This window comes from Bacillus cytotoxicus NVH 391-98 (genome assembly GCF_000017425.1).
GTDB lineage: Bacteria > Bacillota > Bacilli > Bacillales > Bacillaceae_G > Bacillus_A > Bacillus_A cytotoxicus.
Genome location: NC_009674.1, coordinates 1,851,753 through 1,877,542, shown reverse-complemented (window position 1 = coordinate 1,877,542; position 25,790 = coordinate 1,851,753). Strand labels below are relative to the sequence as shown.

21 protein-coding genes and 2 pseudogenes are annotated in these 25,790 nt (G+C 36.8%); 2 read left to right on the top strand and 21 right to left on the bottom strand.

Annotation, left to right across the window (positions count from 1 at the left end; translation table 11 throughout):
- Window positions 1-36: 36 nt before the first annotated feature.
- The 11 genes from BCER98_RS09110 to BCER98_RS09060 form a co-directional block, all read right to left on the bottom strand.
- Window positions 37-1,437: an MDR family MFS transporter gene (locus BCER98_RS09110; protein WP_012094249.1), complete on the bottom strand. Its 1,401-nt coding sequence runs from the start codon at window positions 1,435-1,437 to the stop codon at window positions 37-39.
- Window positions 1,438-1,439: 2 nt separating this feature from the next.
- Window positions 1,440-1,661: an MbtH family protein gene (locus tag BCER98_RS09105; protein ID WP_012094248.1), complete on the bottom strand. Its 222-nt coding sequence runs from the start codon at window positions 1,659-1,661 to the stop codon at window positions 1,440-1,442.
- Window positions 1,645-8,805, bottom strand: a complete 7,161-nt coding sequence (locus tag BCER98_RS09100) for an amino acid adenylation domain-containing protein (RefSeq protein ID WP_012094247.1) — start codon at window positions 8,803-8,805, stop codon at window positions 1,645-1,647. The genes BCER98_RS09105 and BCER98_RS09100 overlap by 17 nt, the downstream gene beginning before the upstream one ends.
- 33 nt (window positions 8,806-8,838) lie before the next feature.
- Window positions 8,839-9,732, bottom strand: a complete 894-nt coding sequence (locus tag BCER98_RS09095) for an isochorismatase family protein (protein WP_012094246.1) — start codon at window positions 9,730-9,732, stop codon at window positions 8,839-8,841.
- Window positions 9,733-9,775: 43 nt separating this feature from the next.
- A complete protein-coding gene (locus BCER98_RS09090) occupies window positions 9,776-11,395 on the bottom strand; it encodes a (2,3-dihydroxybenzoyl)adenylate synthase (RefSeq protein ID WP_041810358.1) in 1,620 nt (539 codons plus the stop codon).
- A gap of 3 nt (window positions 11,396-11,398) precedes the next feature.
- Window positions 11,399-12,610 (bottom strand): isochorismate synthase DhbC, encoded by a 1,212-nt coding sequence (gene dhbC, locus BCER98_RS09085; RefSeq protein ID WP_012094244.1) that lies wholly within the window; start codon window positions 12,608-12,610, stop codon window positions 11,399-11,401.
- A 28-nt stretch (window positions 12,611-12,638) separates the two neighbouring features.
- Entirely contained in the window at window positions 12,639-13,424 is a 786-nt protein-coding gene (locus BCER98_RS09080; RefSeq protein ID WP_012094243.1) for a 2,3-dihydro-2,3-dihydroxybenzoate dehydrogenase, read from the bottom strand.
- Window positions 13,425-14,058: 634 nt separating this feature from the next.
- The gene (locus BCER98_RS09075) at window positions 14,059-14,232 is read right to left on the bottom strand and encodes a nucleoside triphosphate pyrophosphohydrolase family protein (protein WP_012094242.1); all 174 of its coding nucleotides are present in this window, start codon (window positions 14,230-14,232) and stop codon (window positions 14,059-14,061) included.
- A gap of 252 nt (window positions 14,233-14,484) precedes the next feature.
- Entirely contained in the window at window positions 14,485-14,793 is a 309-nt protein-coding gene (locus tag BCER98_RS09070; RefSeq protein WP_012094241.1) for a carboxymuconolactone decarboxylase family protein, read from the bottom strand.
- The gene (locus tag BCER98_RS09065; protein WP_012094240.1) at window positions 14,793-15,206 is read right to left on the bottom strand and encodes a tautomerase family protein; all 414 of its coding nucleotides are present in this window, start codon (window positions 15,204-15,206) and stop codon (window positions 14,793-14,795) included. Before BCER98_RS09065 ends, BCER98_RS09070 begins: the two co-directional genes overlap by 1 nt.
- Before the next feature lie 45 nt (window positions 15,207-15,251).
- Window positions 15,252-15,800, bottom strand: coding sequence for a DUF4865 family protein (locus BCER98_RS09060; protein WP_012094239.1), 549 nt, complete (start codon window positions 15,798-15,800; stop codon window positions 15,252-15,254).
- Window positions 15,801-15,920: 120 nt separating this feature from the next.
- Between BCER98_RS09060 and BCER98_RS09055 the strand changes: the two genes are divergently transcribed.
- Together BCER98_RS09055 and BCER98_RS22470 are read left to right on the top strand one after the other, a co-directional pair.
- Complete coding sequence (locus BCER98_RS09055) at window positions 15,921-16,709, top strand: LysR family transcriptional regulator (protein ID WP_012094238.1); 789 nt, start codon at window positions 15,921-15,923, stop codon at window positions 16,707-16,709.
- Between the two features lie 607 nt (window positions 16,710-17,316).
- Window positions 17,317-17,487, top strand: a complete 171-nt coding sequence (locus BCER98_RS22470) for a hypothetical protein (protein ID WP_167527339.1) — start codon at window positions 17,317-17,319, stop codon at window positions 17,485-17,487.
- 84 nt (window positions 17,488-17,571) lie between these two features.
- Here BCER98_RS22470 and BCER98_RS23685 read toward each other — a convergent pair.
- The 10 genes and pseudogenes from BCER98_RS23685 to BCER98_RS23680 all read right to left on the bottom strand — a co-directional run.
- Window positions 17,572-18,145 (bottom strand): annotated as a pseudogene (locus BCER98_RS23685) (group II intron maturase-specific domain-containing protein); the annotation flags it as partial.
- 216 nt (window positions 18,146-18,361) lie between these two features.
- Window positions 18,362-19,135 (bottom strand): ABC transporter permease, encoded by a 774-nt coding sequence (locus tag BCER98_RS09050; RefSeq protein ID WP_041809712.1) that lies wholly within the window; start codon window positions 19,133-19,135, stop codon window positions 18,362-18,364.
- On the bottom strand, window positions 19,128-20,069 hold the full coding sequence (locus BCER98_RS09045; protein WP_012094236.1) for an ABC transporter ATP-binding protein: 942 nt from the start codon (window positions 20,067-20,069) through the stop codon (window positions 19,128-19,130). Before BCER98_RS09045 ends, BCER98_RS09050 begins: the two co-directional genes overlap by 8 nt.
- Entirely contained in the window at window positions 20,050-20,289 is a 240-nt protein-coding gene (locus BCER98_RS09040; protein WP_012094235.1) for a PLD nuclease N-terminal domain-containing protein, read from the bottom strand. The genes BCER98_RS09045 and BCER98_RS09040 overlap by 20 nt, the downstream gene beginning before the upstream one ends.
- A 207-nt stretch (window positions 20,290-20,496) precedes the next feature.
- Complete coding sequence (locus BCER98_RS09035) at window positions 20,497-21,645, bottom strand: AMP-binding protein (RefSeq protein WP_012094234.1); 1,149 nt, start codon at window positions 21,643-21,645, stop codon at window positions 20,497-20,499.
- A 9-nt stretch (window positions 21,646-21,654) separates the two neighbouring features.
- On the bottom strand, window positions 21,655-23,181 hold the full coding sequence (locus tag BCER98_RS09030) for a hypothetical protein (protein WP_012094233.1): 1,527 nt from the start codon (window positions 23,179-23,181) through the stop codon (window positions 21,655-21,657).
- Entirely contained in the window at window positions 23,171-23,887 is a 717-nt protein-coding gene (locus BCER98_RS09025) for an ABC transporter ATP-binding protein (RefSeq protein WP_012094232.1), read from the bottom strand. The genes BCER98_RS09030 and BCER98_RS09025 overlap by 11 nt, the downstream gene beginning before the upstream one ends.
- A 93-nt stretch (window positions 23,888-23,980) precedes the next feature.
- Window positions 23,981-24,250, bottom strand: a complete 270-nt coding sequence (locus tag BCER98_RS09020) for a hypothetical protein (protein WP_148206132.1) — start codon at window positions 24,248-24,250, stop codon at window positions 23,981-23,983.
- A gap of 17 nt (window positions 24,251-24,267) precedes the next feature.
- Entirely contained in the window at window positions 24,268-24,540 is a 273-nt protein-coding gene (locus BCER98_RS09015) for a hypothetical protein (RefSeq protein WP_041809708.1), read from the bottom strand.
- A 703-nt stretch (window positions 24,541-25,243) separates the two neighbouring features.
- Window positions 25,244-25,621 (bottom strand): annotated as a pseudogene (locus tag BCER98_RS23680) (group II intron reverse transcriptase/maturase); the annotation flags it as partial.
- Window positions 25,622-25,790: the final 169 nt, after the last annotated feature.

Here is a 25,790-nt window from a genome sequence, read left to right as displayed (position 1 = left end):
TCTACAATCTCTTCACTCCCTTGCCGCTTTTTTATTTCATTGTATAGATGTTTGTTCTCCTTTTTTGCTTACGCTCTCATCGCGAATACGTAATGCAAATAATAATGCGATAAACAAAAAGCCAGCTGCGGTACATAAAGCAATTTGATAAGCTGTAATATTGATTTGTCCAACTACCATTTCACCTGCAATATAACTTTCCAGCGCTAACATACTAGCAAGAATCGCAACACCTATTGCAGAACCTAAGCGATTTTGTACATGAAATATCGTTGTAGCCCTTCCTATAGAAGATGACTGAATATGCTGAAAAGCAGAAAATTGTACCGCCCCGACAGAATGTCCTAAGAAGAAACCTATTCCAAACAATAGTAGACGAATGAGCCACGGGTTTGTTTCATTCGTTACAAAGCTTAACAAAACGAATAAAATAGCCGCACATAGTAAACCGATAGAAATGAGTCTTCGCGACCCTATTTTTCTATAAGACCATGGTACGATTTGTGATGAAATCATTAATCCAATTGCCTCTGGAAATGTCGTCAAACCCGTTTCTAATGCTGATGCATGTCCTATATTTTGATACATAAGTGGAAATATAAATAACATACCAAGTAATCCCGCTGCCGATAAAAATGAAATGATGCTCATATTTCGAAATAGGTGTTCCTTTAATAAACGTAAATCTAACATTGAGTGTTTTACTCGAAGTTCGACAATAATAAATAAGGTGATACAGAAAATTCCACCTATTCCAGTTCCGATAACATCGAAAGACATCCAGCCTTTTGATGGCCCTTGACTTAAAGAATATACTAGCATCGTAAAACCAGGTGCTGAAAGAATAAAACCTAATAAGTCTAATCTTCCAGCGTCTGTTTCTATATGTTCTACAAGAAACAGCATGCCAAATATAAATGCAATCATCCCGAACGGTACATTTATATAAAACGCCCAGCGCCAAGATAAATGCTCTACAAAAAAACCACTGATAATGGGGCCAACTGCTGGTGCAACAGCAATTGGCAACACAATAAATCGTGAAATTTTCGGCCTCTCTGCAGGTGAAAACGTTCGAAATAACATCGCCATTCCTACTGGTGTCAAAAGTCCTCCACCAACCCCTTGAATCATCCGAAATATATTTAAAGTTGTAATGCTATTTGCAATACCACATAATGCAGAAGCAACTGTAAATACGGAAAGAGCAATTAAAAAAATTCGTTTTGTTCCAAAGCGATCACCGAGCCATCCAGAAATAGGTAAAAATATAGCGAGACTAATCAAATACCCTACATTAACTGTCCCCATGGCTGAAGGTGGTACTTGTAACTCTTGACTAATCGTCTGAAGCGCGACATTCACAATCGTTGCATCCATGGAAGCCATAAACATCGCTATAATATATACAACAGTAACAACCATTTTTGGATTCATTCTTACTTCCCTACTGATACATATTCAAGTTGATGAAGACGCTTTGGCATCATATCCGTCCAGTGTAATTCAATATATGTTAGACAAGCTTGCCTACTATCATTGTCATGCACAACGCTCCAACCAGCTGGTACATCAAGAAAAGCCGGCCAGACAGAATGCTGGCCTTCTTCATTTATTAACACTTTATACATATCATTATCATTTTCAAATGGATTCGTCATATATGATTACTCCTTTCTTTTCTTGTAATCTATTCGCTAAAACTTTTCCAATTTCAGCAAGTGGTTCCGGCTGACATAAATCTTTATGCCGGCAGTCAATATCATATTGTTCTATTTCCCCTTCTATATAGCTAGACCACGTGTCCGGTGAAATAGGATCAAACCATTCTGGTATCATTGTCGATCTGAAAAAGATAAGATTCCCTTTAAATTTCTTTGGAACATATTTTCCTAATAGAGTAACAGAATTCACATATGTTTCTTTTAAATTCAAAATGGTTGTCTTTTCTAGGCTGGCTAATGCACTTCCATCCTTATGAAGAATTTCAATGGCACTTTCCATATTAAGTGGTTTCCCATCCATATGATCTGGATCATAACCACCTAAAGCTAACAATGCGATAAGTGCCTCTTCTTCAGTAGGCGCCTCTGTATTTGGTAAGAAATGCCCCGGATACGAATCAAGCATCACAAGCATTTCAACTTCTTCGCCTTCACTTTGTAAATGCGTCGCCATTGCATGAACAACATTTCCTCCAAGCGACCATCCTAATAATCTATATGGACCATGCGGTTGCACTTCACGAACATGTATAAGGTAATCCGTAGCCATTTCCTCTAATGTTTTTGGAAGCTTTTCTTTTTTGGAGATACCGCGTGCTTGTAACCCATAAATTGGATACTCTTTTCCTACAGATTTCATTAATCCTGCATAACACCAGCTCAGTCCTCCCGCTGGATGAACACAAAATATCGGCAATTCTTCCCCGCTTGTTCGTAAAGGTAACATGACATCTAACGCACTTTGATTCGTTCCCATATCAAGTCTTTCCGCAAGAGCGGAAACTGTCGGCGCTGTAAATAAATGACCGATATTTATTTCTATACCTAACGCCTCTCTAATACGGCTCATTAGCTTTACAGCAAGCAATGAATGTCCGCCGAGTTCAAAGAAACTATCGTCAATTCCAATTCGAGGCACTTGTAACACTTCTGTAAATATGTCACATAATAGTTCCTCTTTCGGTGTTCTTGGTCCTCGGATTCTATTCGATACTGTAAATTGCGGAGCTGGTAACGCTTTTCGATCTAACTTTCCATTTGGAGTTAATGGTAACTGATCGATTACAACAAAAGTGGATGGCACCATATAATCTGGTAGACTCTTCCCGACATATTGACGCATATGAACTGTTTCTATCTGTATTTGTGGTGACAGAACGATGTATGCAACTAACCGTTTATCACCTGGCTGATCTTCCCTCACAATAACAGCGGCTTGTTCTACCTGTGGATGTTGCATAATTGTAGCTTCAATTTCCCCAAGTTCAATGCGGAAACCGCGAATTTTAATTTGGTGATCTGCCCGACCTATGTAATCTAATGTTCCATCTTGCCTCCAGCGCGCCAAGTCCCCAGTGCGATACATGCGAGTCCCTGGCTCTCCGTATGGATTTGCTATAAATCGCTCTGCCGTTAATCCAGCGCGCCCTAAATATCCATGTGCAAGCCCTGCTCCAGCCACATACATTTCCCCGATAACTCCAGGTGGTACAGGCTGCAAATAAGAATCTAATACGTAAACTTTCAAATCTGGTATACTACATCCAATTAAGCTATTTGCTCGTAAGGATACTATATTTTGATCCAGTTCCATATAACTTACATGTACAGTTGTTTCCGTAATCCCATACATATTAATGAGCTTTGGTGCATGCTCTTTATGACGGCTGTACCAATCTTCTAGGCGGCTTAATTCTAGTGCCTCCCCGCCAAAAATGATATAGCGTAAAGAAAGCTGTTTGCCTAATTCTATGTTTTCGCGATCCGCCTGCATCAGTTGATAAAATGCGGACGGTGTCTGGTTTAAAACAGTTACTCTCTCCTTAACAAGAAGATGTAAAAATTCCTGAGGTGAACGACTGACCGTATGCGGTACAACGACAAGCCGACCTCCATATAAAAGCGGTCCCCAAATCTCCCAAACTGAGAAATCAAATGCATAAGAATGAAACATTGTCCAAATATCTGTTTCATCAAATTGGAACCAATGATCCGTTGCACCGAATAACCTTACAACATTTTGATGCGGAATCATAACACCTTTTGGCTTTCCTGTCGAACCTGATGTATAAATAACATAAGCAAGGTGCACCGGTAATAAAGGTTGGATTCGTTCTACATCCTCAATATCCTCGGTACAATATTGATCGATCGCATTCCTTGTTTTCACATCATCAATAACAATTACATTGGTCGCTTGATACTCTATTTCAACTTCTGTACTTGTAATGATACAAACCGGCTGTGCATCACTTAACATAAATGAGATTCGATCTGCTGGATAATCAGGATCTAACGGTAAATATCCTGCTCCTGCCTTTAAAACGGCTAATAAGCTAATCATCATATCAAGTGATCGCGGCATTGCTAGCGCAACGATTTGCTCTGGCCCTACCCCTTTTGCAATTAATAAACGAGCTAACTGATTTGCCTTCTTATTTAACTGTTCATAGCTTAATGTTTTCCCCTCAAACACAACAGCAGTTGCACCCGGAGCCTTGCGAACTTGCCGCTCAAACAGTTCTGGCAACGTCACTTCAGCTGTAGTTTGAAAACCACCATTCCATTTTTTCAAAATCGTGCAATATTCTTCTTCTTCTAAAATTTCTAAACGTCCAATCTGTTTCTCTGGATTCTCTACCGCATCTTCTAACAGTCGAATAAACCGCGTTACAAATTTTTGAGCCGTCTCATATTGAAATAAATCTGTACGATATTCTAGTAAACCTTGTAATCCATTCGCGTTTCCTTCTTTAGTACTTTGCTCACTTAGTTCAATCGTCAAATCAAATTTGGCAGCGCCTACGCTCTGAATCTCAAGCGGTGTATCTACATTTGGAATATCAAATGTAGCTTCCGGTGTATTTTGAAAAGCTAGCATAATTTGAAAGAGCGGATGACTATTTCTCGAACGTACAGGGTTTAATACTTCCACAAGTCGCTCAAATGGAACATCTTGGTGTTCATAAGCAGCAAGATTTCCTTTTTTCACTCGATTTAATAGTTCTACAAAAGTCGGATCTCCTGATGTATCTGTACGTAAAACTAATGTATTTATAAATAAACCAATCATCTCACTAAGAGCATCATCATTGCGTCCAGCTACCGGACTACCAATTGGAATATCCGTTCCAGCTCCTAATCTTGTAAGTAATGCCGTAAGACCTGCTTGCATTACCATAAATAGACTCACACCATGCATGCGAGCTAGTTCTAATAAACGTTTGTGTAACCTTGAATGAATATGAAAATCTATCGTATCCCCGTGATAACTGATTTCAGCAGGACGTTGATAGTCTGCAGGCAACTCAAGTTGATCTGGTAATCCTTTTAATTTTTCTTTCCAAAAATCAATTTGTTTTGAAATCAGACTATCCTTTCTCTCTTCATTTCCTAATAGTTCTTGTTGCCAAAGAGCGTAATCAGCGTACTGCATCGGAAGAGTTTCCCACTGCACGACTTCACCTTGACAACGAGCTCTATACGAAGTAGCAAGATCTTTTGTGAATGGGCTTAAAGACCAACCATCCCCTATAATATGATGTAATAAAATAAGGAGTACATATTCATTTTTCCTAATTTCAAATAGTTCAACGCGCAGGGCAGGCTCTGTAGCTAAATGAAAGCTATATCGAACCGATTCAGCAAGCAAATCAGATAAATCCGCTTCCGTAGTCTGCGTTATCATAAGCTTAGGTTTCGCTTCCTCTATTGTGAGAATTTTCTGGTGCGGGGTTCCAAATCGATCTGGAAAGATCGTTCTGAGCGTCTCATGGCGTTCTACAATATCGTAAAACGCACCTTGTAATGCTTCTTTATTTATTTCACCAGACATACGAATCACTAACGGAATATTATATGTTGGACTTGGTCCTTCTAAACAATTCAAGAACCATAAACGGCGCTGCGAAAAGGAAAGAGGAATTTCCTTCGGACGCTTCATCTTTTTCAAAGCTGGCCTTGTACTTTTTGCACCATCTAACTGTTTCGCAAGTGCAGCAACAGTTGGCGCCTCAAATAATTTACCAATTCCTATTTCTACACCTAACATGTCCCGAATGCGTCCCATTAACCGGGATGCCAAAAGAGAATGACCGCCCATTTCAAAGAAATGATCATCTATCCCGATTCGTTTAAGGCCAAGCACTTCCGCAAAAAGATTACATAAAATTTCCTCTTTCGGGTTTCGCGGTACTCGTTCACTTGTATTTACACTGAAATCAGGTGCTGGCAGTGCTTTTCGATCAATTTTCCCATTTGGTGTTAACGGTAATTTCGACAATACGATAATAGCTGAAGGAACCATATATGCCGGTAAGTGCTCCGCTACATAAGAGCGAATGTCTGTAGAATCAGCAGATTCCCCTACAATGTAAGCAACGAGCCTTTTATCTCCTGGTTGATCTTCTCTCACAAGTACAACTGCTTGTTGAACAGCTGCATGCTGATGGAGTACTGTTTCTATTTCAGCTAACTCTATACGGAAACCGCGCATTTTAATTTGATAGTCCGCACGACCAATATATTCGAGATAACCATCTCTACGCCATTTGACAAGATCACCCGTACGGTACATCCGCGTTCCTGGTTTCCCATAAGGATTTGCCACAAATCGCTCTGCTGTTAAATCTGGTCTTCCTAAATATCCGTGAGCAAGCCCTGCTCCAGCAATATACAATTCTCCTACTACCTCTGGCGGAACCGGTTGCAAGCTGGCATCTAATACATATACTTCTGTATTCCAAATTGGTTTTCCAATGGGAGGTATGTGTGTGTTCGTACTATTCAGATGCATTACTGTAGACCAAATGGTTGTTTCTGTTGGTCCGTAAAGATTTGTAACATCACAATTTAATTCTTTTAATTTTGCTGCTAATGCATTGGGAAGTGCTTCACCACCTACGAGAGCACGTATCCCCTTTATACTTTCCGGATTATCTGTAACAAGCATTTGCCAAAGCGATGGTGTTGCTTGCATAATCGTAATTTTTTCTTTTTGTAATACTTCCGCTAAAGTAACTGAATCTTGGATTTCTTCTTTTTGCGCAATTCTAATACTTGCACCGCTTATAAGCGGGATATACATTTCTAATGCTGAGATATCAAAGGCAAAAGTTGTAACGGCTAGTAAACGATCGTTTTCCTGTAGTGAAAATGTATCCTGCATCGCTAATAAGAAATTGCTTAAACTTTCCATTGAAACAACCACACCTTTTGGTTTGCCAGTTGACCCAGACGTATAAATTGCATATGCAGGATTTAAAAGACTAGAAGCATGTCGCGTTTCTGGATTGATACAAGGATACTGTTGCAATTTTCTCTTCATTACTTCACGATCTACTACAAACGTCTCCACCTTTCGCTCATCAGGTAAATTCTCCAACACGGAAGATGTTGTAATCATGCAAATAGGATTGGCATCACTGAGTATATATTGCACTCGATCAGCTGGATACTCAGGATCTACTGGTATATATGCGGAACCAGTCTTTAGTACTGCTAACATTCCAATCAGCATGTCGACTGTCCTTGGAAATGCTAAGGCTACAAATTGTCCCGGCTGCACCCCTCGTTCTAACAAGAAATGCGCTAGCTTATTTGCTCGTTCGTTTAATTCTTGATAAGTCAGTTGCCATTCTCCGCCTACTACCGCTGTTGCACTTGGTGTTTGGTTCGCTTGCTTCTCAAATAAATTTGGCAGGCTGATACGTTCTTTTTCTACAGAAGTTTCATTCCACGCTTGTATTACTTGATAGCGTTCATTTGGAAGTACTACTTCCATCTTACCAATTGATTCAGTTGGATTCATATGTGTTAGAGTTTCTAAAAAATGCATAAATCGTTCTTTATGAGCCGTTACATCTCCTTCGCTATATACCGCAGGATTTGCATCAAAGTGAAACATGAATTCATTGTTATCAAAATGGTTATATACATGTATAGAAAGATCGTCTACAGGTCCCGCTGACAGATTGTGTTTCACTCCAAGATTTCCAGCGAAATTCAAACGATAATCAAATGGCATCACATTGATGATCGGACCAAATAATCGTTGGTTTTCTCCTAACAATTTAAGATCGCGGCGAAGTTCTTCATGACGATACTTTTGATGAAGACGTATTTCGCGTATTTCATGAGCGACTTGCTCAGCAACTTCAGCAAAGCTCATATGAGAAGATAAGGATACTCTAAGCGGAACGACATTCATCACCATACTTGGTGTATGAATGGATGCTGATCCTAAACGCCCCATCATCGGTAATCCTGAGACAATATCTTTGGCGCTTGTTAATTTATGAAGATAAATAGCAAGTGCAGCGATAATCAAGTCTGGCCAATTTACATTGCACTCCAGCGCTACTTGCTGTAATGATGTTGTTTGCAAATGCGATAAAGAAGCTGTTTGACGTAAAAATTCTTTCGATGCTTTAGATGTATGTTCAGCTAAGCTTATCACTTCTGATAAATCTTGAAATCGTTCTAACCAGAAATTGTGGTCTTTCTCAATTTGAGAAGAGTTTCGATATGCAGCATCTTCCGCTAACACTTGTTGTAAAGAACCGAATGGCTTCTCATGATACGATTGCTGATTCATTAACCTCGTATATACTTTTGCTACTTTTTGGACAAGTAACGAGAAACCGTATCCATCCATTACAATGTGATGAATACGCTGATACCAAATAAAATGATCAGATGCTACTTGGAATAATGCTTCGGTAAACAACTTGTCTTTTTGTAAATCAATTGGTATGGATATATTCTCTTTCATCCACATTTCAGCCGCACGTTTCGGATCATCTTCTGAACTGACATCGATGAAATGCATATGAAAATCTGAAGAATCAGCAATGACTTGCCATAAGCCCGCTTCATCTTCTTCAAAATGAACATGTAATGCTTCTGCTTCCATTACAACAGTACGGACTGCTAATTCAAATATTTCGGGATTCACTACCCCATGTATCTCCACATATTCAGCTGTATTATAAATTGGATTATCTGGATCAAGTTGCTGCGCAAACCACATTCCGGATTGCGCAGACGACAAAGAATAGCGAACATTTCGACAATTAGACATACTGTATGACCCCTTTATTTTGTAATCTGCAATTTACAGTACTCTTTCTTTTTGTGATGCTATCATTCGAAACCAGTCTGAAATGGTTGGGTGTTCTGCCAAATCAGCGAAAGTAACTTCTACACCAATTTGGCGCCACTTCTCTACTAAACTCATTAATCTAACAGAGTCTAATCCGCGATTTAGTAAATTTTCATCATTTGCAATATCTGCTGGGGACTCGCGCAGTAGCTGGGCGACTTGTTCACGTATCATTTGTAGTGTAATGGCTGATTCACTTTCCTCTTTTAAACGTTGGAAATCTGTTAATACTGCATTCGTTGTTGTTGTTACCGCACATCGATCGGATGCATATTGCATGGCTTGTCTATGATGATCGAATGAAAAATCGGCAACTGCATCAGCGATGAAGAAAGGTTGAATCCCATCCATAAACGCTTCACATGCTGTTAAGAGACATCCAATATGTGCATATACACCGCAAATGATTAATTGATCACGACCTTGTTCATGCAAAATTTCTAATAAATTTGTCTTTTTAAAGGCACTATATCTCCATTTTGTAAGAAAAATATCATGGTCATCAGGTGCAAGTTCATCAACAATTTTCTGTTTATATGGTCCTTCTGGAATACCAGCACCCCAAAAATCTTGTAATAACCCCCTTTGTTCCAATGTTTGTCCACCTGGCTGTGCAGTGTAAATAACGGGTACATGAAGTCCCTTACAAGTTTGTCTTATTCGCTGAATATTAGAAATGAGCTCTACTTTTGGAGATTCTTCATCACAGTACGCATCAAGAAAATATTCTTGCATGTCGTGAATAAGAAGTGCTGCACGTTTTGGATCTAGTTTCCACGTTACTTTATTCATTGGTAAATCTGATTCAGTTGGCATTTTATATATGGAGATAGCAGGAATCGCCATCTAATCACTTCCTTTCAAGTTAATTGAATATATGATGAAAACATTATGAATGAATGGTAGACTGTAATCTTTCAGCAATTGCTTTTCGTAAGTCTTTCTTACTTACTTTCCCTACACCAGTTTGCGGAAACGCTTTAACAAATTCAATTCGATCCGGAATTTTATACGCCGCAATTCCGCGTTCTCTTAAAAATGTTTTTAGCTCTCCTACGGATGGCTGTTGTCCGCGCGCGATGATGAAAGCACAAGTACGTTCTCCTAAATACTCATCAGGCATTGATACAATTGCAGCATCATGAACGGAATGGTGGGCTAACAGATGATTTTCTACCTCTTCTGCTGCTACTTTTTCCCCTCCGCGATTAATTTGATCTTTATCGCGACCTTCGACGACTAAATACCCGTTCTCATTTATTTTCACGAGATCACCTGTACGATAAAAACCATCAGGTGTAAAAGATTTCGCATTATGTTCTTCCGCTTTATAATAACCGCGAATCGTATAGGGACCACGAGTTAATAGCCTTCCCACTTCACCCGTCTTTACGTCACAGTCATTTTCATCTACGACACGTACTTCATCAAACTCTGACATAGGTCGCCCTTGCGTATGAATAATCATTTCTTCAGAATCATCAAGTCTTGTATAATTGACTAACCCTTCTGCCATGCCAAATACTTGTTGCAATGTACACCCAAATGTAGGACGTATACGTTTCGCAGCTTCTGCGCTAAACTTTGCACCTCCAACTTGCAAAACTTGAAGGCTAGATAAATCATTATGGCGCGATGCTTTTGCATCCAGCCATATCATCGCAAGCGGCGGTACAAGCGCTGTAATTGTGACGCGTTCCTTCTCAATTAAAGCAAACGCTTCATCGGGACTCCCTCCAGAAGCGAGCACAACCCTTCCCCCAGCATAAAATGTTCCGAGAGTTCCTGGTGAGCTGAGCGGGTAATTATGAGCAACCGGAAGAACAACGAGATATACACTATCCTCATTCAATCGACAAATCTCAGCGCTTACTCGTAAACTATAAATATAGTCATCGTGTGTTCTTGGAATGAGTTTCGGTAGTCCTGTTGTCCCTCCTGATAGTTGTAAGAAAGCTACATCGCTAGATTTCACTTCAGGTAAGTCAACTGGTTCTCTATATAAATCATGAATTCCAACAAACTCTTCTTCCTCACCAACAACAATGATATGCTTCAATGTCGGTACTTTTCTTTTCACGTCTCTTGCAAGATTTCGATAGTCAAATCCAAGTTGTTTATCTGCAATAATATAAGCAGTAGCTTCAGCAAATTCACAAAAATAACAAATCTCGCTACTTCGATGTGCTGGCAGAGCGAACACCGGAAGAGCCCCAATTCGAAAAAGTGCAAAACACACTTCAAAAAACTCTATAATATTGGGTAACTGAAGAACGACACGATCTGTTTTTTTAATCCCTAGCGATAGAAAACCAGCGGCTAAACGATCCACTCGTTTATCAAATTCTTTATAACTTATATGATGTTCCCCGCTCGTCAATGCAATGCGTTCACCATACTTGATAGCCCGTTCTCTGAGCATTTCTCCAAACGTTTCTCCGCGCCAACAACCGGCTTCTCTGTACCGATTTGCAAATTCTTTAGGCCATTCATAACATCCTGATAACATCATTTATCCCTCCAATGAGTCCTCATTTAATCCCATAGCTTGAAGCATCGTACGGAATTTAGCTGATGTTTCTGCTAATTCATCCTCAGGCTTTGATTCCGCAACAATACCGGCTCCGGCATATAAACGAAGTGAATTCTCTTCTACTTCTGCACAGCGAATTGTTACAATCCATTCCCCATCACCATTTATATCACTCCAACCAAGCATGCCCGTGAAAAACTCTCGATCAAATGGTTCAATTTCTTGAATTGCTTCACGTGCTTTTTCGGTAGGTGTTCCGCAAACAGCAGGTGTCGGATGAAGTGCGGATGCTAATTCTAATGCAGAAATAGATTCATCCAGTAGCGTCCCTTTCACTTCTGTAGATAAATGCCACATCGTTTCACTATGAATGAGTGATGGTTTTTCTGGCACATGTAACGTACGGCAATAGGGACGAAGCGCTGCCGCCACTGCTTCTACAACAACCGCATGTTCATGTAAATCTTTCTCTGAGGAAAGTAATTCTTCTGCTCGCCTCTTATCTTCAGCAGGATCTCCACTTCGAGGTCTAGATCCTGCAAGCGGGTTAGAAATAACTTGCATTCCTCTTCTTGAAACAAGCAATTCGGGACTAGCTCCTATCAAGGTCCGAGTGCGTTTCTGCTTTGTATCATCCTCATTATTCGGTAAATCTACCGCAAACGTATAACCATGTGGATTGTGTTTTGCTAAATCATATAGCAATTTCTGAGCATCAATTTCCCTTGAAGAATAAACATCTAACAATCTTGATAAAACGATTTTTTTTAAGTCACCACTCTTTATTTTTGCTATCCCTTGCTCCACACCACGCATATATTCTGAAGGCATTGGGATTGGCTTCATTTTAAATTTATGTACAGAGGAAGAGTCCTGAGTTTGTTCTCCAACATCCCACTGTAAACGATCTGTAACTCTTGTTTTCTGAGGAACAATAAGTTGCATTGTTTTTGTTCGATCAAAAGGTAGCGCCCCTACTACAATGGGATTTTGATGTCCCGCTTGTTTTGCACTTTTTAATACAGATTGAACAATCTCAGGGAAATTTTCTGCCTGACTATGCTTAACTGTGGCAAATGTTCCTTCAGCTAGCATCGTTCGATATGGTGAAGTAAAAAAGAACGAAGACCCAGCTTTGTAATCTCGCAATAAACTTGTCGCTAATTCGTTTAAAGTAGCTGTATGATTCATAATTTGAAATTCCTCCCGTAATGACTTTTTAAACTCCTAAAGTCGCACCACCATCGATACATAAATTATGCATCGTAATATGACTTGCCTTATCTGAAGCTAAAAATAATACTCCTTCAGCAATTTCTACAGGTGTCGCTATTTTTTGAAGTGGAATTCCCAATCTATATGTATCTTGTGAACCTGCAATAATCCTTTCAGGCCCATTTTTATCTGTCCAAAGTTGCCGCTGCATCTCTGTTTCGGTTGAACCTGGCGAAACTACATTACAGCGAATATTGTACTCTGCAAGCTCTAGTCCTAAACATTTTGTAAACATCGTTACCGCCGCTTTTGATGCTGCATATGCCGCCATCCCTATTCTCGGAATATTTGCTGCATTTGAACCAACCGTCACAATTACGCCAGACTTTCTCCCCATCATACGTTTACTAACTGCACGTGATATATAAAACACACCTGTAGAATTGACAGAAAAAGTGGCATCCCAATCTTCATCACTAAAAGATGGAATTTGACCCATTCGTAAAATACCAGCAACATTTACTAAAATATCAATAGATCCCATTTCATTTTCAATTTGATCTACTACTCTTTCTACTGCCGCACAGTTACTGACATCTAATTGGAACGCTTTCAAAATTGTTCCTTCTAATTCATGAGAATGTGAAAGTAATTGAAGAGCTGAAAGGTTTGTATCTACAGCAGCAACTTCAGCCCCCCTCTCAGCAAGCATACTAGCCACTGTTTTACCAATTCCTTGGGCTGCCCCAGTAACTAAGGCTATTTTCCCCTTGAACTCGTTACAACTCATATCCCCAAGTCCTTTCTTTTTAAAATCGATTTCTTATTCCTGTCTAACATGAGAAAATAAGATTCCTTGAATCGATATTGATAATCATTATCAATTGTATCTCAACAAAAATAATATACATAGTAAACTTATCTGTCAAGTATAGATTTTCGTATTTTTACTTTGATTTCCGAAACCACTTCAATTGATAATGATTTTCATTTTCTTCACTCACAACGAAATGATAATGTTTCTCGATAATCTTGTCAATATTTTTTTATTTTTCAGATAAAACTTTTAATTATATTTATATAGTAAAATATTAATATCATCTATTATAAAAACAGTCATTTGCTCAAAAACTGTACCTTTTCCCTCTGAAACAAGTATATTTATATTTACACTTCAACCACAGACATGATAAAAGTAGCAATTTACTACATTTTTAAATTCATATTTTCTCAACAAATATCTGAAAATAATAACTGACAAATTCATCCCTATTATATATATTGAAGTCTTACTGACGGGATAAATGACATATGAATATTCAATTTATAAATTAAATGTAAAAAATGTTCATAAAAACAAAAACTACTAGTTCATGCTAGTAGTTTCAAAAATAGTATTTATCGCATTCCATTCTCCCACTTTTTCATTTTTTTCTCCATTCATTTTCCGTTAGTTTATAAAATAAAGCGAGTGATACGAGAATCACATCTATACACTCTTCCTTGACATCATTCATTTCTAATTTCCTATATTCACTGCCGTTTACTTTTAGTGCTTGAGATGTCTCACCAGCCTCTTCGGTTAATTTTAAAACCATTTGCTCTAATGTTTTTGGTTCTTGTTTACTAAGTAATTTTATTTTTTAATAATGTATCCATAATGTCCCCTCTCGTATTCATTATGGTTCTAATATAAAAATAAAATGAAAGCCACTAAAATGTATATATTCCTAACAGAATTGTATTTTATGCTACAACTTCAAATAATAGATTATTATGAATATTAAGTTATTGCCATATCCTTTAGCACAAGAGCGTTCAAAGTCATGCTAATTATTAAATTTTCATATTTAATTGATTATTAGATTTAATGAAGAGGCAGCTTTAGGCCATCCAACGTAAAATGCCATATGTGTTATCAAAGCAATAATTTCCTTTTCGCTAATTCCATTTTTTTCAGCTAATTGTAGATGAAATGGCAATTGTTCAGTATTACCTATACTAATGAGAGCAGATAATGTACATAAACTTCTTTCTCTAGATGTTAAAGTAGGATTTCTCCATATTTTGTCAAATAGTATATTTTCACTATACTCAACAAAATCAGGAGCCATTTCCCGCATTTTCTTTGGTATATTGGATTCGATACGATCATTCACTATTCTTTTCCCTCCTTCATATTAGCCAATTGCACTACTCCTTGACCAAATGACCAGTTTTCAGCCGATGTCTCGTTTAATATAATAAAAATATCAGCTGTAGAGATGCTTAAATGATTAGAAATAGCTTTTGATATAGACTTATACAACCTCTTTTTCTGATTTATCGTTCTTCCTGGCCCACATGTAATGGAAACGTACATCATGTTTTCTGTTCTCTTTTCCTCTCCTTCTAACAGATAATCCGAATCATAAAAAAATCGATTAGAAGAGTAGGGAAAAAACATTTGAAAATAATCATTTTTAGGTATTTCAAAATATTCAATCAACGAATGGTGAATACTATTACTCACCTTTTTTAATTCTTCTTTCTTCAAAAGACCTTTAGGATAGTAAACGTTAACAAAAGGCATATATTCTCATTCCTTTTCTTATTGTATCGTTTTTGAGATTAATTTCTATTGTGATATATATAAAACTTCATATAATTTAAGGTTGTCTAGTGAGTTAAATTCTGGTTTTTCTCGATAAAAACTAAATTGACTATAGCCCCATTTATCGGGATTATACACTAATACATTCCCCAAACTTTTTTCTGCATTGTTCACATATTGATTATTGGTATTCAATAGAATTCGACTTAACGATTTACTTTTAGAAATATTCCCTGTATATTCAACAACATATCTACTATTATTAAAATTTTTATCCAAATGAATAGATAAAGGAACACCAATATTAATTTGTTGCCATCCAAAGGATTCTAAAATATTGTCATAAAAACCATCAAAGATAAATTTGTTCATTCCCTCATGGTTATTCCAAATATATAATGGGGCATAAGAATTATATAGATTCTTATTTTCCACAGCCTCAGTAATTAAATAAACCTTAAAATTCAGCCCTTGAAACCCATCTGTTTTATGCCCATTCTGTTTTACCCTTTGTCTAATAATCTCCATATCATAATCTTTTGGCAAAATAATCTTATATTGCATCCCAATCATGTTTATCACTCACTTTCGATATTATATATATTATAATAGTTTGGCATTAAGACAGTGTAAAATAGGTATAAATGATGCTCTATATCATTTATAATGATACCTAATAAGGGGTTGAAATGAATGGAAATCAATGATCTTATCATATTTAAAACTGTAGTAAGTGAAGGGTCAATTAGTAAGGCTGCAAAAGAATTAGGTTATGTTCAACCAAATGTAACTGAACGAATTAAAAGATTAGAACAAGAATTAGAAACACCACTACTACATAGAAATAACAAAGGTGTTTCCCTATTGCCATCAGGCGATATTTTGTTAGATTATACTAATAAAATATTAAATCTAATAGAGGAAGCCAAAAATGAAGTTAAAATGAGTGACGCTTCTTATCGAATAGCAACGTCACAGTCTATTTTGTCAGATTATTTAAGTATACGTATCAAAGAAAATTTCAGGAATTATCAAATATATATGGAAAGTAATAATTATTTGCACCAACTATTAAAGAAACAAAGAGTTGATATGGTCATAACTTATGAGGATTACTCTGATCCAGTATTTCAAAAAGCATTTAGTTCAACAATTTCTATGGGTTTACTAAAAGCAAAAGGATTATCCAATATTGAATATTCAAAGGAATTCTTTTTTGTTAGCCATGATAAACAATGTCCCTTTAGAAATTATACAATCGAATTCATAAAGAAGAATAACCTTTCTCAAAAGCAGCTTCAGCAACTAGATTCTTATTCACTTATTAAGGAATTTATTGCCCAAGGAAAGGGATTAGCTTTTTTACCCATTTGTAATGGTAACTTAGAACCAATTAAAGAAGTACCAATAGAAAAAATACCTATTTATTTTTTTACGATTCGAGAATCAAAAAAAATGATTCCAAGAGAGCTATTTAATTAATAAATGAATTTTCCTTGCGTATTAACATCTGAAAAAGGTATGATTTATGGGTCCTTCTTTAATTCATTTTTCAAACATCAGAAGTTCTTTTTCTTTTTTTACGCAGCAACCTTATTTGCACTTGGGGATAATAAATATTCTTAAGTTGATGTGCATGGGGTCACGTCACCAAAAGTATAAATATTGTACATTTAGATATCATTTCATGCTTTATACAGAAAATCTACAGTATTGTTACCGTGAAAATAGTCCTTAACCTAGTTTTATTGGCTGTCCCCCTTTAGAATTCATTTCTGCTATACTTAATTAGAGATGGAAAAAAGTGTGAGAGGGAAAGATAATGAAGCAACTTATCATTTTTATCATATGTTTTACATGTTTAATTTTAACCTACATACCTTTTAAAAAGAAGAAACGTTAAGTATTTACTTTCCCCCTGGTTACAGTAATGCTGATATTGGGCCAAAAAAGGAGAAATAGAAAACAAAGTAAATAACAAATATCTCCTAAAAAAATCAATAGTATTTTGTTGAGAAATATTCACATCAATAACTAATTATTATTAATTTTGGTACAATTATAAAAAAAGAACCAGAGGCCTAAAATAATGAAAAAAACATTTAAATTCTTTGGTATTTCAGTTGGATTAACATTATTATTGGTAGGCTTTATAAGTGATACTCCTTCAAACACATTGCAAGCAGAACATGGTAAAACTTTTATGCAAAAATCGAGTATTTCACAATATGAGCTTAAAGAACATGGTAAAACTTTTTAATACTAAGATAATCGAGTAGGAGAGGGTGATTCCCCCTCGACCTCTCACACCACCGTACGTACGATTCTGTATACAGCGGTTCAATTAAGTCTGACGAATCATTGAATATCTATTACTCAAACTTCTGACCCCTAGACTTTCCCAATACGAATTGTCTAGGGGTCTTTGTAGAATTGGACTTTTTGAGATTCTCCATTATTGTTTTCTAGAATGACTCCATTCGTATGCTGTCTGTTTGGCGATACCAAAAGATTGGAGTTTCTTTCTCCTTGTCCTTGGTAATTTCCATTATTTCCACATAACCATTCGGAACCTTCTTCGAATCCACTTGTCTCGTTCTTTACATATGGACGGCGTGTCGCTTAATGCATCATATCCTCACCAACCAATTAGATATTGATTGAGTTTCTCAATTCTTTGTTCCGTTGATATAGATTTTAATCTCGCTGTGAGATCTCGAATTTTCTTCTTCACTCGTTTCTTACTTTCGTTGGAGATTCTAATCTTCACTTCTTTCCCCAGCGTAAAGCTAAACCCTAGAAAATTCCTCTTCCAAGGTCGGTCGATTGCTGACTTCTCTTGGTTTCCCTTTAACTTTAATTTCTTTTCTAATGAAGTTTGTAACCGATTCTTTCACACGGATTCCAGCTTTTCTTGATTAGCAGTATGCTACTCTGTGAAAGCCATACAATCAATTGAACAAATCAATTTATCCGATTTACTGACAAATTTCAATAAGCAAACACTATAACAGCTAGTAAAAGCAAATGCTGAGCCAACAATCTATATGACTGCTGGCTCAACATCTTTATTTTCCCTTTTATATTCCAGTGACCCTATAAAAATCCGACAAATCGTTCTGTCAAATTTTAAGCTAGCCTCTTCGCTTGTATCTCATTCTTGAATAAGCAAGTACATACAATCCGATGATAATAAGGATTGTAATAAGAACATTCCATTCCCATCCGCCGACTAACGGCTGTCCTAACATGATTGACACAGCCTTATTACTTAGACTGCTTGGAAGAACAGCATCTAACACAGGATTTGAATAGTTGCCGATAATCATCAGTATAGTAGGAATAATCACTGTGATTGCTGCTGCCTGGATCTGTGTTTTGACTACCGCGCTAGCAGTCACTCCTAAACTAATAACGAAAAGAAACCATACGCTATAAATCAACAGCGCTTTTATATACAAATCCATATCGACTGGACTGTAGTAAATATTTGTATAATAAACGCCCGCAAAGGAGCCAATGACAATACTTACCAACATAAGCACAATATTTGATAAGTATTTACTGACCAGATAGTTGCCTGTATTGATTGGCTTTGAGAACAAAGTATCCAAAATCCCGCTTTGTTCTTCTTTTACGATGCAACCCATCAGCAGGATAGCCGAAATCAACAGTCCGAATTGATTCAACTGTCCAAAAACACCGGCATAAATTTCATTCCCCGTGGCAATTTTGGCATTCGGATCGATCATCAGCCCACTACTTTCTCCAATCATTTCCGGCAGCAGTTTCATAGTCAGTGGCTGCATGATGCCAACCCCTATAAAAACCAGCGGCAACCATACTACCTTATAGTCTCTAATACATTCTGTCCACTCTTTTTTTAACAAAACTAATAAATTACGCAATCGTTCCACCTACTAACTCCATAAAATACTCTTCCAATGAGAATTTGCCCACATCGATTTTCAAAAACTCTACATTGTATTCGTTAATACTCTCTAATACAAGGCGAGTCCAGTTTTGATTACTGCTCAGTGATTCCAGATAAACCGAGTTATTCATTTCAACTACCTTATTAATAACTTCAAGTTTCTTTAAATAACCAATCCAGCTTGAATTAGGCTCTTTCAATTCTATAGATAGCGAGTTCTTGTCGTGTTTTTTTTGCAGATCAGCATAATAAAAATCCTCTATTTTTTTCCCCTTTTTCAACACACAGAATCGATTACAGCTTTCCTGTGCATCGCTTAAGATATGGGTTGAAAAGATGACAGTTGTATCTACTTTTATTACTTCAATTAAATCCAATACTTCTCTTCGCCCAATTGGATCAAGTGCGGAAACAGGTTCATCCAAAATAACAAAGCAAGGTTTGTGAATAACAGCCTGAGCAATTCCCAACCGTTGTCTCATCCCTCCTGAAAAACCAGTTACTTTTCTTTTTTCACAGCCGACCAGGCCCACTAATTCTAGAACTTCTGGAATCCGTTGGCGCATCTCCTCATTGCTCATTCCGAATAATTTAGAATTAAATGCCAGAACTTCTTCAGCTGTCATCCAATCATAAAAATGAGGATATTGAGGCAAATAGCCAATTAAATGTCTCTGCTTTTCAATAGGTTTATTATTTAAAAGAACATCTCCACTGTCTTCCTTTAAAATCCCTGAAACCATTCTCAAAAGAGTCGTTTTCCCAGCTCCGTTTGGTCCAATAAGTCCAATACAGTCTCCTTTGTTAATCGTTAATGAAAAATCATCAACAGCAACATGTTCTTTGAATTTCTTGGTGAGATGTTCCATTTTTACTTCCAATTCATAATTACCGGTAGCCATTTTCATATTTTCGCTTCCTCCCGATAATAAAGTACAGAACTGGCCCAATAAAACTAAATACTACAACAACGATAATCCATAAAAAAGGAACAATTCTAGCCTTCCAGTTTTTTATTAAATCAACCAATGCAATCAATGCAAGAAAAAAGTGAACAAACAGCAATGGCAGAATTAATTTGGCTAATTCCAGTGAAATCCCAAATAGATTAGCTACTTCTTCAGTCATATATATTCCTCCCTGTTTTTTCTCATTTTTATGTTCAACTTTATTATCTAATTCTAGTTAACTAAAACATCACACACAGAGCGGACTTGGTTCATGCCGACAACTATCATCCCTATATATTGATCTACGCTTTTATAACAACTCTTTAATAAAAGCAATTATTTCATACTTATTTGTTCAAAAAAGATCGCCTTTCACTAGAAACAACTAAAGCCACTTCATGCTTTTGACAATTCCCCCTAGACAATGCTTGGTAACATTAGTTTTTATCTCATCCCCAATATAGCCTAGAGCAACACCAGCGCCTACAATCGCAATCTGACCGACCTTACCTGGGGCAGCCAGAGTCATATCCTCATTTAGAATATAGATTCGCTGGTTAGCCATTGGATATCCATAAGGGATATATGGATAATCAAACAGATTTTCTTTTGTTATCAAATAAAGAATTGACCAAATAGAACATTCTGTTGCGCCACCTAAGCTGTAAGTCTGACTATTCGGAAAGGTATTCAATACTGTTTTAGAAAGTTCAGTCGAAACATAATCTCCACTCATCATACAGACCCTTAGCTTGTTCATGGCAGCTTCTGACAGTTCGATTTCTTTTAAGAAATAATCGAGTACACTTGGAACAGAATTCCAAATTGTGATATTATGCTTTTCAATGACATTTTTTATCGTTGCAAAATCACGCTGATCTTCTGCAATATACAAAGTACCTCCTACAAACACGGATCCGAAAATATCAAAAACTGATAAATCGAAATTGAAAGAAGCAAGACAAAGAAAATTATCATTTTCATCTAAGGATAAACGTTTCTTTAAATCCCATAATGTATTCATCACCTGATAATGTGTTTCCACTACCCCTTTCGGCAAGCCTGTACTACCGGAAGTGAAAATGACATAAGCAACACGGTCACCGGGTTTTACTTTTTGGTCGAACGGCACTTCAACGTCCTCCTGATGGAGCCAAGTGATTCGGTTTCCATCCAAAAGCAGACGGGCATTGGTTTTAGCTACAATATAATCGATTTTTTCCTGAGGATAATTCGGGTCGATTGGAATATAGTAATTTCCGGCCTGCAGCACTGCGAAGATTTGAATCACTGATTGAATCGACCTTCTTGCGATAATCCCTACAGGCTGATTTTCACAGGTGATTTCTGCTGCTAGTTGTGACACCTCTTCATAAAAAGTTTTATAGGTGATTTCCTGATCCTTATCAATAATTGCTGTTTTGTTGCCGAATCTTTCACTCGAATTCTTTAATAATTCATCAAGGCGAAAAAATTCAAATACTTCGGATGTATCGTTATATTCAGTAAGTAAACTATATTCTTGCGTCTTCATAAGAACCTCCTACAAATAACCAAATTTTTTAATCTGAACTGTCAGGAAAATAATTACCAGGATTTCTATTGTTAAAAGAGAACAAATACCCGTTATTCCCAGAAACAGTAGCAGTACAGCTGATAAAGTGATTAGAACTATACTGATTACTGCGGTAATGATTGTTGACATCCCTTGTTTTACAACAACCATTTCATTTGTCCAGTTGAAATTTGGGAATTTCAAATTGATAAACAGTCCCACCACCGATATGAATATCACATTTACAAATAACAACAGGGAATGTCCAAGAAAATCCGCCCCCCTTAAGCCAAAGACGCTCCAACAATCTATCACTGCAACTATCAATCCTGGCACAAACAACAGGATATTCAATAATCCTTTGGCAATACTCAATTCTGTAATTGATATAGGCAGACTTTGAATAATCCAGACATTTTTTCCTTCAAAAGAAAAGCCACATGATGTAGTTGTTGTCAAAGTCGCGCAGGCAATAAAAATGACATAATAGATAAATTGACTAGATAATGTCAAATCCAGATCCTCAAAGACAAGAGAATACAACTTCGGGAAGATCCCAAACCCTAAACCCACAGCTACAAGCAGCAACGCACAAGGGGCTAAAATTGTATTTATCACATAAGAAAATGATGAAAAATAGCGACTGGCTTCTTTTTTAAAAAGAGCTGTCAATACCGGACTAACCTTTAATGAATAACGCTTGACTGCTGTTGTTTTCACGCCGATAAGCTGAACAACCTGAGTGTATTTTTTCGCAATCACAAAACATAGAAGACTAAAAACGCCGATTACTCCGATAAAGAAAACGAATATCTTTAACCACTGACCGCCGTCGAGTTCTTCCAACAGAGAATATCTTAAAAACGATGTATTTATCACACCAGCCTTTGCATCGAAAGGAGAATATCTTGCATAACCATACAGTAAAGGTGAAATAAATATCAACAAAGTCAAAACAGCTTCTACCAAATTGCTCTTTATTTTCAATAAAGTAACAAACAATTTGACCAGCAATGAAACGGTAACACTAATCCCGACAGCCAGTAAAGGCGTAATAGCAGCGTAAATTCCTACAACAAGCAAATTTATCAATGGAAACGGATGCATCAGAAACATTGGGATTTGAGCTACAAACAGAACCATCGCACAAAGTACAGTCTGCATCATAATCTGGGAAAAAATATTCAAAAGCTTTGCCTGCCACTCTTCTATAGGCAAGACAAAGATCTGATCATGATCAAATCCAACTAGAACATTTTTGACACCAGACAATAGCGTCCAAATCCCAAAAACCCAAAACAGCAATGAAAATATATACGGATTGACCATTTCTAGCTGGTTCATCTGATAAGGCAATGTAACAACGTAACCTAGTACTAAGACAAACGCTGTTAAATATCCAATATTCGTAATCATAGCGTGGGTCTTCGCTGAAATGTCATTATCAGAAAGCTTAGATAATCCAAGTTGATTTCTTAAACGTAATCGAATCAGTTTCATTGTCTTACTCTTCATGAACAGTCACCCTCCTGAATAACTCCTCTAGTGATTCCTGAGCTACCAGCTCCTCCATCAGACCATTCACTTTTACTTGACCATTATCAATCAGCACTGCTCGATTACAAATTTTTTCGGCTACCTCTAAAACATGGGTGGAGTAAATTATTTTTGCTCCTTCAGCTGCGCGTTTTTGCAATTCATTTTTTAAAAAGTAAGAAGCATTTGGATCTAAACCAACGAAGGGTTCATCCAAAACGATCAAATCTGGGCTGTGAAGAAAAATCGAAATCAATACTAAACGTTGCTTCATCCCATGAGAATAGTTTGAAATCAACTGGCTTAATCCTTCCTTTAAATCTAACTGCTCAGATAGGTATTCAACCTCCTTCTCAAAGATTTTTTGAGGCACACCATACATTGAGCCGATAAAATTAAGATATTCATAGCCACGTAAATTCTCATAGATATCTGGGTTATCTGGAGAGTAACCGATCATGGTTTTGAATTTCTTAGGATTTTTCTGTAAATCGATATCATTAAGAACAATTTGTCCATGGTCATAAGGATGGATGCCGACAATTGATTTTAGTGTTGTTGTTTTTCCTGCACCGTTTGAACCGATAAATGCACAGATATCTCCTGGCTCTATCGTTAAAGACAGATCCTGAATTCCTTTTGTTGATCCTTTATAAATCTTTCTTAAATTTTTTATAGTTAGCATGCTTTTCCTCCAATCTTTTTAGCAAGAAGTGAGAAAACTGAAGTTTTCTCACTTGTCTTCAGACACCTTTTGAGTCACCTAAAAGTAACTTTTTCATTGTATCCGGTTGCTCAAAAATTTCATGTATATAGAAATGGTTTCCTTTAAAACAAATTTATTGAGCACTAGATTCTCCAATGCATTTGAGAAAAATTCTGCTTTGTCCGCCAGCTCTTTATAAGTGAGTACTTCATCATTTTTAATCAGTGCGGAATTGTTACTTTTTAGCTGACTGACCGCTAAGAATCTTTCAAAAATATTTGTAAAAGAATCAAATTCTTTTTTAGTTCCTGCAAGTATTTTCTTGTTTTGAGAAGGCAACATAGCTGCAATAAGCTCTGCTAAGTCTTGTTGAAGAGACTGAAGCAACCAGTACTAAAGATATCAGCAAAATAAATTCTCTCTTCCGGTGTCCATGTTTCATCAGAAAATTCCAGTTCGCAAAAGACTCTGTCGCCGAATTTTTTGATGTTTCCTGTCAGTTCAAATTCTGCCCCAAGCTGACTGATATTTTTTTCCTCCACAATTCCTTCAAATCCCTTTGATTCTTGATAGCTAAAAACTGTATGAAAAAGTTTTGACTCTCTTTTATAACCTCTTAAAACTTCTGACAAAGAAATCTCCTGAAAAGCCGACAACCGAAATATTTCCCATTGAATCCCGCGATAATAACTAGCCGGATTTGCTGTTCTAAGTTGAAAGGTAAAGTATTAACAAAATACCCCAAAGCCTGTTGCTCCTCAGCCGACTGCCGATTAGCATATGGAATACCGATATTCATCTACTTTTCATCGCTGTATATTCAAATAAATGAATAAAAACAACCTAAATAAAAGAAAAAACCGATATCTTATTCTCTGCACAAAACCGGACGACACGTTCAACACTGGCATAATCCGACTCAAATGTCTGCGTAAACCCTGTACGCAGCTCTTGAATCGGCTGGTACGGCTTGATTCTATTCGGTAGCTGCTCAATCTCTTTACAATAAATCTGAATAAATCAATTACCTTTTCCAGCTTAAAAGCCCACGTTTCTGTGTATAATTCTTTGATAGCAAGCTTGCTCCACAAAAAGTACAGCTGTTCTTCACTACTCGTTGCTGATAACACATTTTCTTTTACTTGATTCATTTCACTCATGATTCCTCAGCTCTTCTCCCATTCATCAACATCTTGATGAACAATTCAAAAAGATAAATTAAACTAATATAATTAACTAAATATCTTATCGGCCAATGTATCGATTAATAAAGTCTATTGTTTACAACATGATTTCATAGGACTTGCTACTCTTCCAGAACAGGATTAAAAAGACTTCTTCTGTTACGTAGCACTTTCCATATTGTGCGATATACCTTGATATGCTGTTGTCATTGTACTCAATACTCTTATTTGAGGAATATGTTGTGAGGAACTGTTTTAATACATCTTGAGGTATAAATTTAAGATTCTCATGAATTTTATTACGCTCTTTTTCAGTATAATTACATATATTTTGCGAAAAGTTCTATGGATTCTTATGATGTACGTCTGCAACTGGAAGTAAAGGTGTGGCACAAACTGTATATATTTTAGTATTAGATTGAATTACTTTGGCACGTAGTTGAAGTTTCTTAGAAGTTTCATAAAAGTGAATTACTTTTCCATTCTCCCTGAGTCTGTTTTTCATGGATTTAAGTAGAGTGTAGTGTAGTTAATTTTACAGTTCCCGAAGGCTCGTCGATACGACACAAAATGGGGTAAAAAACTTTTTTTCGTCTATTGAAAGTCATCGATTCAAAAGGAAGTGTACTTCATTTATTGATGAATTGAGATGTTCCTTTTTTTGTTTTGAACCACAGAAGTCAATAATTCAAATTTTT

Coding starts and splice junctions, on each gene's coding strand:
- BCER98_RS09110 (WP_012094249.1), bottom strand. CDS start 1,437: ATGAATCCAAAAATGGTTGTTACTGTTGTATATATTATAGCGATGTTT.
- BCER98_RS09105 (WP_012094248.1), bottom strand. CDS start 1,661: ATGACGAATCCATTTGAAAATGATAATGATATGTATAAAGTGTTAATA.
- BCER98_RS09100 (WP_012094247.1), bottom strand. CDS start 8,805: ATGTCTAATTGTCGAAATGTTCGCTATTCTTTGTCGTCTGCGCAATCC.
- BCER98_RS09095 (WP_012094246.1), bottom strand. CDS start 9,732: ATGGCGATTCCTGCTATCTCCATATATAAAATGCCAACTGAATCAGAT.
- BCER98_RS09090 (WP_041810358.1), bottom strand. CDS start 11,395: ATGTTATCAGGATGTTATGAATGGCCTAAAGAATTTGCAAATCGGTAC.
- dhbC (WP_012094244.1), bottom strand. CDS start 12,610: ATGAATCATACAGCTACTTTAAACGAATTAGCGACAAGTTTATTGCGA.
- BCER98_RS09080 (WP_012094243.1), bottom strand. CDS start 13,424: ATGAGTTGTAACGAGTTCAAGGGGAAAATAGCCTTAGTTACTGGGGCA.
- BCER98_RS09075 (WP_012094242.1), bottom strand. CDS start 14,232: ATGGTTTTAAAATTAACCGAAGAGGCTGGTGAGACATCTCAAGCACTA.
- BCER98_RS09065 (WP_012094240.1), bottom strand. CDS start 15,206: ATGCCTTTTGTTAACGTTTACTATCCTAAAGGTCTTTTGAAGAAAGAA.
- BCER98_RS09060 (WP_012094239.1), bottom strand. CDS start 15,800: ATGATTGGGATGCAATATAAGATTATTTTGCCAAAAGATTATGATATG.
- BCER98_RS09055 (WP_012094238.1), top strand. CDS start 15,921: ATGGAAATCAATGATCTTATCATATTTAAAACTGTAGTAAGTGAAGGG.
- BCER98_RS22470 (WP_167527339.1), top strand. CDS start 17,317: ATGAAAAAAACATTTAAATTCTTTGGTATTTCAGTTGGATTAACATTA.
- BCER98_RS09045 (WP_012094236.1), bottom strand. CDS start 20,069: ATGAAAATGGCTACCGGTAATTATGAATTGGAAGTAAAAATGGAACAT.
- BCER98_RS09040 (WP_012094235.1), bottom strand. CDS start 20,289: ATGACTGAAGAAGTAGCTAATCTATTTGGGATTTCACTGGAATTAGCC.
- BCER98_RS09035 (WP_012094234.1), bottom strand. CDS start 21,645: ATGAAGACGCAAGAATATAGTTTACTTACTGAATATAACGATACATCC.
- BCER98_RS09030 (WP_012094233.1), bottom strand. CDS start 23,181: ATGAAGAGTAAGACAATGAAACTGATTCGATTACGTTTAAGAAATCAA.
- BCER98_RS09025 (WP_012094232.1), bottom strand. CDS start 23,887: ATGCTAACTATAAAAAATTTAAGAAAGATTTATAAAGGATCAACAAAA.
- BCER98_RS09020 (WP_148206132.1), bottom strand. CDS start 24,250: ATGTTGCCTTCTCAAAACAAGAAAATACTTGCAGGAACTAAAAAAGAA.